Annotated in this window: 15 protein-coding genes; 8 read left to right on the forward strand and 7 right to left on the reverse strand. The window is 67.9% G+C overall.

Annotated elements, in window-relative coordinates; translation table 11 throughout:
• Positions 1–30: 30 nt before the first annotated feature.
• A complete protein-coding gene (locus KXD98_RS01845; RefSeq protein WP_260761603.1) occupies positions 31–1,830 on the forward strand; it encodes an Hsp70 family protein in 1,800 nt (599 codons plus the stop codon).
• Between the two features lie 11 nt (positions 1,831–1,841).
• On the opposite strand, the gene KXD98_RS01850 is transcribed toward KXD98_RS01845, so the two are convergent.
• The 7 genes from KXD98_RS01850 to KXD98_RS01880 all read right to left on the reverse strand — a co-directional run bounded on the left by KXD98_RS01850 (position 1,842) and on the right by KXD98_RS01880 (position 6,410).
• Positions 1,842–2,321 carry a hypothetical protein gene (locus KXD98_RS01850; protein WP_260761604.1) on the reverse strand — a complete coding sequence of 160 codons (480 nt, stop codon included), beginning with the start codon at positions 2,319–2,321 and terminating at the stop codon, positions 1,842–1,844.
• A 25-nt stretch (positions 2,322–2,346) separates the two neighbouring features.
• Positions 2,347–2,772: a hypothetical protein gene (locus KXD98_RS01855; RefSeq protein ID WP_260761605.1), complete on the reverse strand. Its 426-nt coding sequence runs from the start codon at positions 2,770–2,772 to the stop codon at positions 2,347–2,349.
• A gap of 39 nt (positions 2,773–2,811) precedes the next feature.
• Complete coding sequence (locus tag KXD98_RS01860; RefSeq protein WP_260761606.1) at positions 2,812–3,747, reverse strand: LLM class F420-dependent oxidoreductase; 936 nt, start codon at positions 3,745–3,747, stop codon at positions 2,812–2,814.
• A gap of 30 nt (positions 3,748–3,777) precedes the next feature.
• Positions 3,778–4,401 carry a TIGR03085 family metal-binding protein gene (locus KXD98_RS01865; protein WP_260761607.1) on the reverse strand — a complete coding sequence of 208 codons (624 nt, stop codon included), beginning with the start codon at positions 4,399–4,401 and terminating at the stop codon, positions 3,778–3,780.
• A 55-nt stretch (positions 4,402–4,456) separates the two neighbouring features.
• Complete coding sequence (locus tag KXD98_RS01870) at positions 4,457–4,960, reverse strand: hypothetical protein (protein ID WP_260765498.1); 504 nt, start codon at positions 4,958–4,960, stop codon at positions 4,457–4,459.
• A 112-nt stretch (positions 4,961–5,072) separates the two neighbouring features.
• Positions 5,073–5,528 (reverse strand): DUF5709 domain-containing protein, encoded by a 456-nt coding sequence (locus KXD98_RS01875; protein ID WP_260761608.1) that lies wholly within the window; start codon positions 5,526–5,528, stop codon positions 5,073–5,075.
• Between the two features lie 108 nt (positions 5,529–5,636).
• On the reverse strand, positions 5,637–6,410 hold the full coding sequence (locus KXD98_RS01880) for an IclR family transcriptional regulator (protein ID WP_260761609.1): 774 nt from the start codon (positions 6,408–6,410) through the stop codon (positions 5,637–5,639).
• 118 nt (positions 6,411–6,528) lie between these two features.
• Here KXD98_RS01880 and KXD98_RS01885 point away from each other — a divergent pair, with 118 nt between their 5' ends.
• The 7 genes from KXD98_RS01885 to KXD98_RS01915 all read left to right on the forward strand — a co-directional run bounded on the left by KXD98_RS01885 (position 6,529) and on the right by KXD98_RS01915 (position 13,484).
• Positions 6,529–7,491: a hypothetical protein gene (locus tag KXD98_RS01885; protein ID WP_260761610.1), complete on the forward strand. Its 963-nt coding sequence runs from the start codon at positions 6,529–6,531 to the stop codon at positions 7,489–7,491.
• A 71-nt stretch (positions 7,492–7,562) separates the two neighbouring features.
• Positions 7,563–8,450: an acetaldehyde dehydrogenase (acetylating) gene (locus KXD98_RS01890; protein ID WP_260765499.1), complete on the forward strand. Its 888-nt coding sequence runs from the start codon at positions 7,563–7,565 to the stop codon at positions 8,448–8,450.
• Positions 8,447–9,451, forward strand: a complete 1,005-nt coding sequence (dmpG, locus tag KXD98_RS01895; protein ID WP_260761611.1) for a 4-hydroxy-2-oxovalerate aldolase — start codon at positions 8,447–8,449, stop codon at positions 9,449–9,451. The genes KXD98_RS01890 and dmpG overlap by 4 nt, the downstream gene beginning before the upstream one ends.
• Before the next feature lie 63 nt (positions 9,452–9,514).
• On the forward strand, positions 9,515–11,062 hold the full coding sequence (locus KXD98_RS01900; RefSeq protein WP_260761612.1) for an APC family permease: 1,548 nt from the start codon (positions 9,515–9,517) through the stop codon (positions 11,060–11,062).
• 147 nt (positions 11,063–11,209) lie between these two features.
• Positions 11,210–11,722 carry a TetR/AcrR family transcriptional regulator gene (locus KXD98_RS01905; RefSeq protein WP_260761613.1) on the forward strand — a complete coding sequence of 171 codons (513 nt, stop codon included), beginning with the start codon at positions 11,210–11,212 and terminating at the stop codon, positions 11,720–11,722.
• A 12-nt stretch (positions 11,723–11,734) separates the two neighbouring features.
• Positions 11,735–13,171, forward strand: coding sequence for an aminobutyraldehyde dehydrogenase (locus tag KXD98_RS01910; protein WP_260761614.1), 1,437 nt, complete (start codon positions 11,735–11,737; stop codon positions 13,169–13,171).
• 1 nt (position 13,172) lies between these two features.
• Positions 13,173–13,484 carry a hypothetical protein gene (locus KXD98_RS01915; RefSeq protein WP_260761615.1) on the forward strand — a complete coding sequence of 104 codons (312 nt, stop codon included), beginning with the start codon at positions 13,173–13,175 and terminating at the stop codon, positions 13,482–13,484.

Here is a 13,484-nt window from a genome sequence, read left to right on the forward strand (position 1 = left end):
CGTTTCGCGCCCCGCCGGCGACATAGAAGTATGCGCGCTTCTCTAGGCCTCTCGCTGGGCGCAGCCAATCTGGCCGCCGTCGCCGACGGGCGGCCGACCGTCCGATCCGCGGTGCTCACCCTCGCCGCTCAGCGCCCACCCGAGGTCGGTGCGACGGGAGCATCCGGGCTGGTGGTGACCGGCTTCGTCGATCGGGTCGGGGACCCGATCCCGCTGGTGGCCGCTGACGGGTCCACCCACCGAGCGGACGCGCTGGCTGCCACCGCCATCGAGGCGCTGACCCGGGCAGCGAGCCCGCGGTACCGGCCGGAGGCCGTCGCGGTGGCAGTGCCGGCGCACTGGTCGGAGTCGGCAGTCAATGCACTGCGCGCGCGCCTGCCGCAACTGAGGGTGGTGCCCGATTGCGCTGCGGCGCTGACGGCACTACAGGCCAACCCGGGACTGCCGGGCCACGGGGTGGTGGTGTTGTGTGACTTCGGTGCGACCGGCAGCAGCATCACGCTGGCCGACGCCGCCAACGGATACACCAGGATCGGGCCGACCGTCCGCGACGTCGAGTTCTCCGGCGATCTGATCGACCAGGCAGTACTGCGCCACGTGCTGACCGGGCTGGACTTGGACCCGGCCGGCACCTCGGAGGTGGCCACGTTGCAGGACCTGCGCGACCAGTGCCGAACGGCCAAGGAGCGACTGTCCGTGCAGACGGCGACCGGCGTGCTCGCGGCGGGGTCCACGGTGCGGGTGACCCGGGGGGAGCTGGAGGACCTGATCGCCGACCCGCTGCAGCGATTCGTCGCCCTGCTGCACGACACGTTGTTGCGCAACGGTGTTGCGCCGGCCCACGTCACCGCTATTGCCACGGTGGGTGGTGGAGCGCGGATTCCTGTGGTGACGGAACGGCTTTCGCACGTCATGCGGGTTCCGGTGATCACCACGGCCGCTGCGCAATTGGTCGCGGCGGCCGGTGCGGAACTGCTGGCCCGCCAGCTCGCTCACCAGGAGCCGCCGACGATGCTGGCGCCGACCCCGGAGTTGGTCGACACGATGGCGGCCATGCCGCTGGCCTGGTCCGCGGAGACCGTTGACCTGGCCGAGCCGGCGGCAGACCTCACCGGCCTCGCCGATTATGCCCGCCCTGATCTGGCTTTCGATGAATGGCCGACGCCGGAACCGGATTTCGCCGCGCCGGCGTGGTACCGGCGCCCGGGCGTGCTGTTCAGCGGCGCGGCATGTCTGGCCGCGCTGGCACTGACCGGTCTGTTGTTGACCTCCCAGGCCGATTCGCCCGACACCGTCGCCGCCGGCACATCGGGGATCGAGGCGCCGGTTGCCAGTCAGCCGATGCCGGACTCGGTACCACCCGGGCCTGCGACCGTGACCGAAACCGTGGCGGCCCCGGCCCCGGCGCCGGCCGCCGCGCAGTCGCCGCTGCCGCAGCAGCAGGTCACCAAACAAGCTGCGCCACAACCGGTGCCGCCGCCGGCAGCTCCGGCGCCCGCGCCGGTGGTGGTTCCCCCGGCCGCGCCTGCCCCGGCGCCCAGCCCTACGCCCAAGCCGAGCCCTACGCCCACACCGAGCCCTACGCCCACGCCGAGCCCGACGCCGAGCCCAACGCCGTCGCCGAGTCCCACGCCGTCGCCGACGCCGAGTCCCACGCCGAGCCCGACATCGACGCCGGCACCTGCTCCTACGTCGACGCCGCAACCCACTGTGCAGCCCACGGCGTCACCGTCGCCGCAACCTACCGGTGAGGCCACCGTGACCGCAGCGCCGGAAGCCGCCACAGACGCGGCCGGCGAGTGTGAGCCGTCGGCCGACGCGTCCTGCTGACCGCCGACTGATCAGGGCTGCTCGGCGGGCGGAGACGTCTCGGTGACGGTTTGCGTCTCGGTCTGTGTGACCACGCTGGTGCTCGTCTCGACCGTGGTGGTCGTCTCGGTCGTGGTGGGGGTTGTCGGCTCGGTGGTCGTGGTGGTCGGGATCGTGGTCGGCGGGGTCGTGACGACCGTCTCGGTCACCGTCACCGGAGGCGCCACCGCCGGAGCGGTGGTGGTGGTGATCGGGGTCAGCGGCGTGGTCGTCGTGGTCTCCGACGTCGAGTCACCGGTGATGGCCCTGGCCAGCCCGTAGACGACGAGCGCGATCAGCACCGCACCGATCGCGCCGAACGACACCAGGGCAACGGGCTTGCGGTACCAGGGTGCTGGGGCTGCCTCGGGTGCACCCGGGTACCCGTACTCCCCGTACGCGGACTCGCTCATCTGCGTCGGGTCGTCGTCGCGGTAGAAATTCTGGTCGTCGTCAGATCCGTAGCGGCCCACGAAACCCGATAGTAGGCGCTCGGCGCTACGGACCCAGGGTGCGTGTCACATTGAGTCGCGGTCGAGTGCGCGTGGTCGGCTGATCGGCGTCGCGGGTCCGGGGCGGGCGCGTGGTCACGGTGGGGCTCTCCGGTTCCGGTTCGTCGGTCGCTTCGGTCGCTTCGGGCGCGGCCGGGTCGATGTCGGTGGTCGCCGGCGGGCTGGTGCTGGTGATCGACGAGGTGGTCGCGGTCGACCTCGGACGCGTCGTGTTCGGCGTGGCTGCCTGGCTCGTGTCGACAAACGACATCGGCGCAGGTGCCGGCTCGGACTGGCGCGTCACGTACAGCACCGACGAGACGACGATCGCGATCGCCGCCAGCGCCGCCACGCTGGCACCCAGCAGTGTCGACGTGCGGTTGTGCCACGCGACGGACTGCTGCTCGTCCTCGTCACGATCCCGGCCGGCCACGGGTGCCGATAGTAGCCGCGGTCGCGGCGGCCGTCCGGGTCAGCGCAGTTGTCCCACCACCTGCTCGGCGAAGAACTCGACGTGCTCGAGGTCGGACATGTCCAGGACCTGCAGGTAGACGCGCTGCACCCCGGCCCGCAGGAAGGGGCCCAACTTGTCGACGATCTCGGCCGGTGTCCCCACGGTCGGAGAGTTCGACCGAAGCTCCTCGACGTCGCGACCGATGGCGGCCGCCCGGCGGGCGATCTCGTCGTCGTCGCGGCCGGCGCAGAGCACGAACGCCGCCGAATAGGTCAGCGAATCCGCGGCCCGTCCCGCCGACTCGACCGCGCCGGCCACCCGCTGGAACTGCGCGGTCAGGGTGTCCAAATCCACAAACGGGATGTTGAACTCGGCGGCGTACTGCGCTGCCAGCGCCGGAGTGCGCTTGGCCCCACCACCGCCGACGATGATCGGCGGATACGGCGACTGCATCGGCTTGGGCAAACCGGGCGAGTCGGCGACCTGATAGTGCGTCCCGGTGTAGTCGAAGGTCTCGCCCGGCGGCGTCGTCCACAAGCCGGTCAGGATATCCAGCTGCTCGGTCAGTCGGTCGAACCGCTCACCCAGCGGCGGGAACGGGATCGCATACGCGCGGTGCTCGGCTTCGAACCACCCGGCGCCGAGGCCGAACTCCACTCGGCCGCCGCTCATTTCGTCCACCTGGGCCACCGAGATCGCCAACGGGCCGGGGTGCCGGAACGTCGCCGACGTGACCATGGTGCCGAGCCGGATCGTCGCGGTCTCGCGGGCGAGGCCGGCCAGGGTCACCCACGAATCGGTGGGTCCGGGCAGGCCGTCACCGCTCATCGCCAGATAGTGGTCGGACCGGAAGAATGCCGAGTACCCGGCGGCCTCGGCGGTGCGGGCGACGGCCAGTTGATCGGCGTAGGTGCTGCCTTGCTGCGGTTCGACGAAAACACGAAAGTCCACCATGGGTCTTGGCTCCTCAGAGTTGGTATGGGCTCACAGTCCGGCGCGGGCGCGTTTGACCTGCTCGACCACCTCGGGCGGACCGTCGACGGTGACCTTGGCCTGGTCGCGACCGGCGACGAACATCAGTAGCTCGCCAGGGTCGCCGGTGACCACGATCTGCGGGCCGCGCCCGACCCTGCCCAGGGTGTCACCAGCCGGCGTCGTCAGCACGATGGTGGCCGGGGCCTTACGCAAGGTCATCCGGGCCATCGTGGCCACCGGGCGGCGCAGCGCAGCAGTGGTCTGATCGTCGAGCGGGCGGGGTTCCCATTCCGGCCGTGCGCGGCGGACGTCCTCGTGGTGGATGAACATCTCGGCGACGTTGGCGATCGCATCCAGCGGCTTCAACGGGGAGTACAGCGGTGGACCGGATGCCGTCTGGTCGACCAACCGTTCCCAGTCCGTCGAGGCGGCCACCTGGTTCTGCACCCGCTCGGTGTACCCGGCCAGGAACGGCAGCAGAATTCCCGGGGCGGCGTCGATGCGGCGCTCGCGCACGACGAGGTGGGCGGCCAGATCCCGGGTGTTCCAGCCCGCGCACAACGTCGGCGCGTCCGGGCCGACGTCGCGGAGAGTGGACACCAGTGCGGCACGTTCACGCTGTGCGACGGTCATGGCTTCGGGGGTTCCCTTCTGCGCAGCCGGAGAATCACCGAGGAGCGTAGAAACCTCAGAAGGTCTCGACACCCTCGACACGGACCATGATGCCGCGGCCGGTGCGGTCGTTGGTGAATGTGGTGCCATCCGCCCGTGCGTCGATCGTCCAGCCGGCCGCCGAATACGTGCGGTAGTCCAAGGTCACGGCCGGGATGTCGCCGATGTTGCCCAGCACCCAGGCCAATTGTCCGTTGGCGGTGTAGCGCACGCCGTTGGCGGGGATGCCTTCGATCTCGGGGGAGTCGGTGAACGCCGACTCGCAGCCCACCTCCTGCTCGTTGATCTGGCAGCGGGTCTGGCCGGATTTGGTCTCGATGAAGACGTAGCCGTTCTGTGGCTGCAGTACCTCGCCGCCGCCGGGCGGGCGGGTCGGTTCCGGTCCGGGTGTCGGCGAGGGCGTCGGTGACGGTGGCGTGGTGCGCGGCGGCCGTGGTGTCGGGAAGGCCGGCTCCTGTCCGTCCGGTGGCGTGGCCACGGGCCTGCCGGCGGTGTTCTGGGTGCACCCGGTCAGCATCATCGCCGCGGCGGCCAGAACCGCACACCCGGTTCCGAGGACCTTGCGCACAGCCCTACGGTACGCGGGGTGTGACGCAAGTGGAGTCTGTGACTCGCGGGCGCCGCAAGCCGGGTCAGGTGTCTTCGTCGTCGATGATGTGCATGGCGGCCTCTTCCGCTGATGCCGCGCCCCCGCTGATGCCGACGTCCTCGGCGACCAGTTCAGCGTCGTCGTCGGCGCCGAAGCCCATGTCCGGCGCGATCAGCCGGCCGGCACGGGCGCGTCCGACCTCACCATGGCGGGGAAATTCGGCGTCGCGTTCGGCGTCGTCGGAGCGCTGCTGGTCGGCGGCGTCGAGGACAACGTTCAGCCTCGACAGCGGGTCGGGCTCCTCCTCGGCGAGGAGCTGGTCCATGCTCTCCGGCGGGCCGAACGCGCCTCGTCCCCACGGGCGCTCGGGAGGGGAATAACCCTCGTCGAGCAGATCGTCGGTCCCGCGGTCGATCAGGGTGTCCTCGGAGGTCAATTGATTGTCGTGGTCCTCGTCGTACTGCCCCGATGCCGGTCCCGTTCCGTATGAGGTGGTCATGCCACCATTGTGGGCCGCCGGCTGGATCGTTGCGTAGGGCCAAACGGCCTCGCTTTGACGGAGTCGAGGCGGATCCGTGGCGGTCAGCGGCGCGGTCAACGCCGGCTCTCAGGGCAGCTTTCGCGCGATTTCCTCGGCGGCCGATATCACCTGTGCCCCAGCATATTCAAGCGTCTCCGGGGCCAGGCGGTGAGTCAGGAAGCTGATGCTCAGCGCATACCGGGACGGGCCGCCGCCCACGGCGGGTACGGCGGCGGCGACGCAGGTGAGTTCTTCAGCGGCCTCCTCCCGGTCCACCGCGAATCCGCGGCGACGGGTCTCTTTGATCTCGGCAGCCATCTTCTTCATCGAGGTGATGGTGTGCACGGTCAGCGCCGGCAAGCCGGCCGAGGCCAGGATGTCGTGCCACACGCTGTCGGGCATGCTCGCCATCAGCGCCTTGCCCAGTGCCGAGGCATGCCACGGATCGGTCTGTCCGACGTTGCTGAGTTTGGTGACGGCGCGCCGCCCCTCGACGACTTCCAGGATCACCACGCTGCGTTCCTTGTGCACCGCGAAGTTGACCGTCTCGTTGAACTCGAGCATGAGGCGCTCCATGGTGGGCACGACGGCCTCGGAGGGCACCTGACCCGAGAAGGCCCGCTGGCCCAGCCGGAAGATCTCCCAGCCGAGGCGGTACTGCGTCGCGTTGAACCGCTCGATATACCCCAGGGTCGCCAAGCTGTTCAGGTAGCGCAATACCGTCGCTTCGTTTAGCTCTGTGCGCCTTGCGATTTCGGTCAAATTCCCGTTCTCGGCCTCGGCGATCGCGTTGAGGATCCGCGCGGTGCGTTCGACCCCGATCAGGGGGGTGCCCTTGTCGGTGCGCGTCTCTGTTTTCACCCAGTGAAGGTTACCAGTGTCCAGTGCATGTGTTGACAGGCCGCGGCGCGTGCCCTAGGTTCCCATTCAGCGAAAAGCTATTTCAGCTAGTGAAAGTAACCCCGGAAGAGGAGACGCCATGTCCACCGCAGCCGACAGCCGTTCGTCGAAGGTCGACGGAGCCAGCATCCTGGCTTCGCAGGGCCTGTTGTCGGCCGACGACTACACCCTGACCCCGTCCACGAAGAGCTTCGCCGACGGCGGCAGCTACCGGCTGGAAATCTCGGGCGTGGAACGTCTTTCGACACTGGAGGGGCTGCTGGACGAGGCGGCCAAACAGGACGTCTTCATCCACCGGATCATTGCCTTCGGCGGTGGTACGACGCTGCTCAACACCGGTGAGCTCCGCGATGTCGCTGTGCTGGCCGCCGAGAATGACATGGAGCTGATCGCGGTCCCCGGTCCGCGGACCGGCTGGGATCTCGGGCGTCAGGCGCTCAGCACCGAGGGGCAGGCCGGGGGGCGCCGGGTGCGGGGGCTGGACAACGTCCGGTACCTGCTCGACGACTACCTGCGGATCTTCTCGACAGGCATTCGCGGCGTTCTGGTCTGGGACGAAGGCGTTCTCGACATTCTGAACAAGGCCCGCGACGCGGGCCACATCCCCGCCGACGCCAACTTCAAAATTTCGGTGTACGCCGGTCACGCCAACCCGGCGGCGATCAAGATCCTGCAGGATCTGGGCGCGGACAGCGTCAACCCGGTCGGCGATCTGAGCCGGCCGATGCTGGCCGCGATCCGGCGTGCGGTCGACATCCCGCTCGACGTGTGGGCCGAGACCTTCGAGTCTTTCGGCGGCATGAACCGGCTGTGGGAGGCAGGTGACATCGCCCGAGTCGCCGGACCGGTCTACTTCAAGGTGGAGCCGGGCGAATCCGAGGCCGTCATGTACAACGGCTGGGTCCGGCCGGAGTTCCACCAGGACCTGATCCGCCACAAGGTGCGCCACGCCGCCATTCTCAACGAGCTGGTCCGTACCAGCGCACCGGATGTCGCGGTGTCGCCACGGCCCCGCGCCGCCAGCCCGGCGCTGGTCAACTGACGGCGGGCGATCTCGTGACACAGCGTGCCCGGGCGGCCATCATCGGCTCCGGCAATATCGGCACCGACCTGATGCACAAACTCCGTCGATCGCCGACACTCGACGTGGCCGCAATGGCCGGCATCGACGCGGCCAGTGACGGTCTGGCCCGGGCGTCGTCGCTCGGCGTGGCGGTGACGGCCGCGGGTGTCGACGGCCTGATCGAGATGAGCGTGTTCGATGACATCGAGGTCGTCTTCGATGCCACCAGCGCCGAGGCACACCACGTCAACGATGCCCGGCTCACGTCCACCGGCCGGCTGGTCATCGATCTGACCCCCGCAGCGATCGGTCCCTATGTCGTACCGGCGGTCAACATGGCTGCGGTGACCGGCCGGCGGAATCTGAACATGGTGACATGCGGTGGTCAGGCGACCATCCCCATCGTGGCGGCCCTATCAGGGGTCACCCGGGTCCATTACGCGGAGATCGTCGCGTCGATCGCGTCCCGCTCGGCTGGTCCGGGCACACGGGCCAACATCGATGAGTTCACCGAGACCACGGCGCGAGCCATCGAGACGGTAGGCGGGGCCGCCCGGGGGAAGGCGATCATCGTGCTCAATCCGGCTGAGCCACCGATGATCATGCGGGACACCGTAAGCGCGCTTGTCGCCACCGCCGACGAGTCGGCGCTCGCCTGCGCGGTGGCCGACATGGTCACCGCCGTCGCACAGTACGTGCCGGGTTACCGTCTCCGGCAAGATGTCCGGGTCTCGCCGGTTCCGGCGGGCGATCCGCGTCGACGGCTCACCGGCGGCACCGCCGATGACCTGGCGCAGGTGACGGTGTTCCTGGAGGTCACCGGAGCGGGCGACTACCTGCCCGACTACGCCGGGAACCTGGACATCATGACCGCCGCCGCGGTCCGGGTCGCCGAGCAAGCGGTTCCGGCCAGTCGGTTGTCGGGGGTGTCGTCATGACGACCGACGTCTATGTCCAGGATGTGACCCTGCGCGACGGCATGCACGCGATCGGTCATTCGCTTGGCGTGGGTGATGTCACCCGCATCGCCCGGGCCCTCGATCTGGCCGGGGTGGCGGCCATCGAAGTGGCCCACGGCGACGGGCTCGCCGGCGGCAGTCTCACTTACGGCGCCGGAGCGCACAGCGACATCGAGTGGATCGCCGCGGTTGCCGACGTCGTCGGCACCGCGCGGCTGACCACCCTGCTGATCCCTGGTATCGGAACCCTCGACGATCTGCGCGCGGCCGTCGACGTCGGGATCACCTCGGTACGGATCGCCACCCACTGCACCGAAGCCGACATCGCCCGTCAGCACATTGCGACCGCCCGTGATCTCGGGCTCGACGTGGCCGGCTTCTTGATGATGTCGCATCTTACGGACCCGGAGCACCTCGCCGTCCAGGCCAAGGTGATGGAGGAGGCCGGCGCCGGGTGTGTCTATGTCACCGACTCCGGCGGCCGGCTCACGATGTCAGGCGTGCGCGACCGCATCCGGGCCTACCGGGCCCGGCTGGATCCCAGCACCACCATCGGCGTGCACGCCCACCACAATCTCGCATTGGGAGTGGCCAATTCGCTTACGGCGGTGGAAGAAGGCGCGCACCGCGTCGATGCCTCGCTGACCGGATTGGGTGCCGGAGCGGGGAACTGCCCGCTCGAGGTGTTCGTCGCGGTGGCCGAGCTCAACGGCTGGAGCCACGGGTGTGACCTGTTCGCTCTGATGGATGCCGCCGAGGACATCGTTCGTCCGCTGCAGCAGCGGCCCGTACGGGTCGACCGGGAGACGCTGACCCTGGGTTATGCCGGCGTGTACTCCAGCTTCCTGCTGCACGCGGAGCGCATCGCCGCCGAGGTCGGACTGCAACCCCGCGAATTGCTCGTCGAAGCCGGCCGCCGGTCCATGGTCGGCGGCCAAGAGGATCTGCTGACCGATCTCGCGCTCGACATGAGGGGGTGACGGATCACCTTTTCCGCTCGTAGTCAGCCCACCATCGCCCCGATTGACGAGAGATGAACGATCATGGACAACATCACCCGATCCTCACCACCGCGATTGCCGGTGTCCCCCTCCTCAACACCTCCCCCCGACAGCGTCCCCCGCGGCGGGCGGCGTAACCACGGCCTGAAAGAGAACACGCTCGGGGTCCCGAGCATCTTCTTCTACATCATCGCCGCCGCCTCACCGCTGACCGTCGTCGTGGCGCTCTTCCCGATCATCATCGGCGCCGGCAACGGCGTCGGCATGCCCGGTGCGTTTGTCATCGCCGCCGTGGTCCTGATGATCTTCGCGGTCGGGTACGTGGCGATGAGCCGGCACGTCACCAACGCCGGCGCCTTCTATGCCTATGTCACGCTCGGGCTCGGCCGGATTCCCGGTCTGGGGTCCGCGTCGCTGGCGATCTTCGCCTACAACGCGATCCAAGCCGGGCTGTACGGCGGGTTCGGGTACTACGCCAGCGAGTTGATCAACCCGGCTCTTGGGGTCGAGATCCCATGGTGGGTGTATGCATTCGTGGGTCTGCTGTTGTGTCTGGGGCTCGGGGTCCAGGGTGTGCACTCCGGAGCCAAAGTGCTCGGCGTGTGCCTGACACTCGAGGTCGTCATGATCACTGTCCTGAGCGTGTTCAGCCTGTTCGGCGGTGACGTCCCGGTGTCGGATTTCTCGCTGGAGCCGTTCGCCCCCAGCGCAGTGCTCGGCGGCGCACTCGGGGTGGCATTGATGTTCGCCCATGCCTCGTTCATCGGCTTCGAGGGTTCGGCGATCTACGGCGAGGAGGCGCGTGACCCCGAACGGACGATCCCGCGCGCGACATACCTGTCCATCGCCTTCATGGGCATCCTGTATGCGGTATCCGGTTGGCTGATCATGAACGCGCTCGGGCTGGACAGGGTGGTCAGCATCGCCACTGACAGCGGCGGCAACTTCATCTTCGTGGCCAGCGACACCCTCATCGGCCACAACATCTCACTGCTGTTCCAGATCCTCATCGTGACGGCCACATTCGCCGCAATCGTCACTTTCCACAACAACGTCTCCCGCTACTTGTTCTCGCTGGGCCGGCAGACGTTGGTGTGGACGCCGCTGGGCTGGACGCTGCCGCGGCGCCAGACGCCGTGGGTGGCTTCGATCGTGCAGAGCCTGATGGTCGGGGTCGTCATCGTCGCCTTCGCGATCACCGGCCAGGACCCGTTCGCCACATTGTTCACCTGGGCCACCGGGATCGGCACCATCGGCGTGATCTTTTCGCAGCTGGTGGCCGGAATCGCGATCTTCGTGTTCTTCCGGCGATCAGCCGTCGACAAGCGCCCCTGGAACACCGTGATCGCTCCGCTGCTGGCCATCGCCGGTCTGGGTGCCTTCTTCGTCCTGACCCTCAACAGCCTCGACGTCCTGCTCGGTGTGCAGGGTGCCACGGCGGTGGTGATGCTCTCGCTGGTGTTCGTCGCCCTGCTCGCAGGGATGGTCTACGGCCTCTACCTGCGCTTCTTCTCGCCGGAGAAGTTCGAGCTGGTCGGCAAGGCGCTCAACGAACGGGAGCTGTCCGAACCCGCTCTCGAAGCGGTGTAGGCGCCGCCGCCGATATCGCACACCCAGCACGATCGTTAGGTACATTTGTACTCATCGATAAGTACAAACGTTCCTAATGAAGGGATGATCATGGCATCGGCTCCCCGGCGTGCACGTCGTCATGACCCGAACAGAAAGGAGCGCATCGTGGAGTCGGCGCTGACGGTGCTCGCTCGCGACGGCGTCGCGGGGATCACCCACCGTGCGATCGGCGAGGCCGCCGACATCCCCCTCGGCTCGATCACCTACCACTTCGCCACGCTCGATGACATCGTCAAGGTCGCCTTCCAGACGCACGTCGACAGACTGGCGACGCGCTTCGAGGAGCGGTTGGCCTCCTGTGCGCCGGGCGACGACCTCATCGAGTGCATCGTCGCCGCGATCACCGACGATCTCGCCGCACATCCCAGCGAACTGGCCATCACCTACGAGCTCTACGGCGACGCCGTTCGCCGAGCCGACACCAAGCGCCTCACCCAGGAATGGATGGAACGCGCGGAGGACGCCCTCGCCCGGCACTTCGACCGGACCACCGCACGACTGCTCGACGTCGTGATCGAGGGCCTGATGGTGCACATGTCCATTGCCCAACAACCGATTTCCAAGGATGCGGTCCGCGCACTCCTGACCACGGCCGCCAACGCCGGCCTCAACCCCTGAATGGAGCCAACAATGACCTTTCACCACAAGATGTTCATCGACGGTGCCTGGGCCGACGCGGCCGGCGGCGCAGTTGACCAGGTACCCGCCCCAGCCACCGGTGAGCCCTTCGCCGAGATCGCCCATGGCACCGTGGCCGATGTGGACAGAGCGGTGGCCGCCGCGCAGGCCGCCTTCCCGGAGTGGTCCAGAACCCCGGTGGGAGAACGGGCGCGGGCATTCCTGCGGCTCGCCGACCGGGTCGAGGATGATCAGCGCACGCTGGCGGAGATCGAATCTCGCAACGTCGGCAAGCCGATCGGGCTGGCGGTCGAGGAGATGGAGATGATCGCCGACCATCTGCGGTTCTTCGCCGGTGGAGCGCGCACCATGGAGGGCCGCGCGGCCACCGAGTTCGTCCGCGGTAAGACCAGCATCATCCGCCGCGACCCGCTCGGCGTGGTGGGTTCGGTGGCACCCTGGAACTATCCGCTTCTGATGGCCATCTGGAAGATCTCTCCGGCATTGCTCACCGGAAACACCCTGGTGCTCAAGCCATCCGAGCACACACCGTTCTCCGTGCTGCGGCTCGCCGAGCTGGCCCAGGACCTGTTCCCCGCTGGTGTGTTCAACGTCGTCACCGGTGACGGCGAGGACGTCGGGTCCCGGCTGGTCTCACACCCCGCGGTACGGATGAGTTCGCTGACCGGTTCGGTCGACACCGGACGCGCCCTGATGCGGGCCTCGGCCGACTCCAACCTCAAACGACTGCACCTCGAACTCGGCGGCAAGGCGCCGGTGCTCGTCTATCCCGACGCCGACATCTCGCTGGCCGTTGCCAAGATCATGGAGGGTGCATTCTGCAATTCGGGTCAGGATTGTATGGCCGCATCGCGGCTCTACGTCCACGACTCGGTGCACGACGATCTGGTGTCGGGTCTCGAAAAGTCGGTCAAGGAAATGGATCTGGGTGATCTCGCCGAGGAGACCACCAGCATGGGTCCGGTGATCACCGCCGCCCACCGCGACCGCGTCGAAGGCTTCGTCTCCCGCGCGAAAGCCACCGGCCACACCGAGCTGATCCAGGGCGACAACCCCGGCACCGGCTTCTATACCGCCCCCACGGTCGTTGTCGGAGCCCGGCAAGGAGATGAGATCGTCGGCAGCGAGGTGTTCGGTCCGGTGACATCCGTCACCAGATTCGGCGACAGCGACGACGTGATCGCCTGGGCCAACGACACCGAATATGGGCTTGCCGCTTCGGTGTTCACCAACGACATCGGACGGGCCATGACCGCGTCCGCGGAGCTGCAGTTCGGCACGGTGTGGGTCAACGACCACCTCCCTGTCACCCCGGAGATGCCCCACGGTGGCTTCAAGCAGTCCGGCAACGGCAAGGACATGTCGGTCTACGCCCTCGAGGAGTACACCGAGATCAAGCACGTGATGATCAACCGCGAGATCGCCTGACATGACAGTCAGTGCGATCAACACCTTCCGGCTGCGCCCCGGGGTCACCACCGCCGAGTTCGAGCAGTTCTCGGTGGAGCTGGACCGGCCGATCTGCCTGGGTTTCGACGTCGTGCGGGCGTTCGACGTCTACCTGTCCGAGGACGGGACCGTGGTGGAGATCATGACGGTGACCTCGTGGCCCGAATGGGAGAAGGTGCGAGACGGGGCACCGGAGTTGAAGCCCGTCGTCGAACGATTCGATCAACTGGTGCAACCGGGCAGCGTAACCACCGTTATCGCCCGCTGTTCACCGCTTCCGCAGGAGAATTGA

The sequence above is a fragment of the Mycobacterium sp. SMC-4 genome (assembly GCF_025263265.1).
Taxonomy (GTDB): Bacteria; Actinomycetota; Actinomycetes; order Mycobacteriales; family Mycobacteriaceae; genus Mycobacterium.

Bases quoted from the DNA above. Each gene is read 5' to 3' on its own strand.
- KXD98_RS01915 (WP_260761615.1), top strand. From the start codon at position 13,173: ATGACAGTCAGTGCGATCAACACCTTCCGGCTGCGCCCCGGGGTCACC.
- dmpG (WP_260761611.1), top strand. From the start codon at position 8,447: ATGACGACCGACGTCTATGTCCAGGATGTGACCCTGCGCGACGGCATG.
- KXD98_RS01865 (WP_260761607.1), bottom strand. From the start codon at position 4,401: ATGACCGTCGCACAGCGTGAACGTGCCGCACTGGTGTCCACTCTCCGC.
- KXD98_RS01910 (WP_260761614.1), top strand. From the start codon at position 11,735: ATGACCTTTCACCACAAGATGTTCATCGACGGTGCCTGGGCCGACGCG.
- KXD98_RS01885 (WP_260761610.1), top strand. From the start codon at position 6,529: ATGTCCACCGCAGCCGACAGCCGTTCGTCGAAGGTCGACGGAGCCAGC.
- KXD98_RS01900 (WP_260761612.1), top strand. From the start codon at position 9,515: ATGGACAACATCACCCGATCCTCACCACCGCGATTGCCGGTGTCCCCC.
- KXD98_RS01845 (WP_260761603.1), top strand. From the start codon at position 31: ATGCGCGCTTCTCTAGGCCTCTCGCTGGGCGCAGCCAATCTGGCCGCC.
- KXD98_RS01875 (WP_260761608.1), bottom strand. From the start codon at position 5,528: ATGACCACCTCATACGGAACGGGACCGGCATCGGGGCAGTACGACGAG.
- KXD98_RS01870 (WP_260765498.1), bottom strand. From the start codon at position 4,960: ATGATGCTGACCGGGTGCACCCAGAACACCGCCGGCAGGCCCGTGGCC.
- KXD98_RS01890 (WP_260765499.1), top strand. From the start codon at position 7,563: ATGCACAAACTCCGTCGATCGCCGACACTCGACGTGGCCGCAATGGCC.
- KXD98_RS01860 (WP_260761606.1), bottom strand. From the start codon at position 3,747: ATGGTGGACTTTCGTGTTTTCGTCGAACCGCAGCAAGGCAGCACCTAC.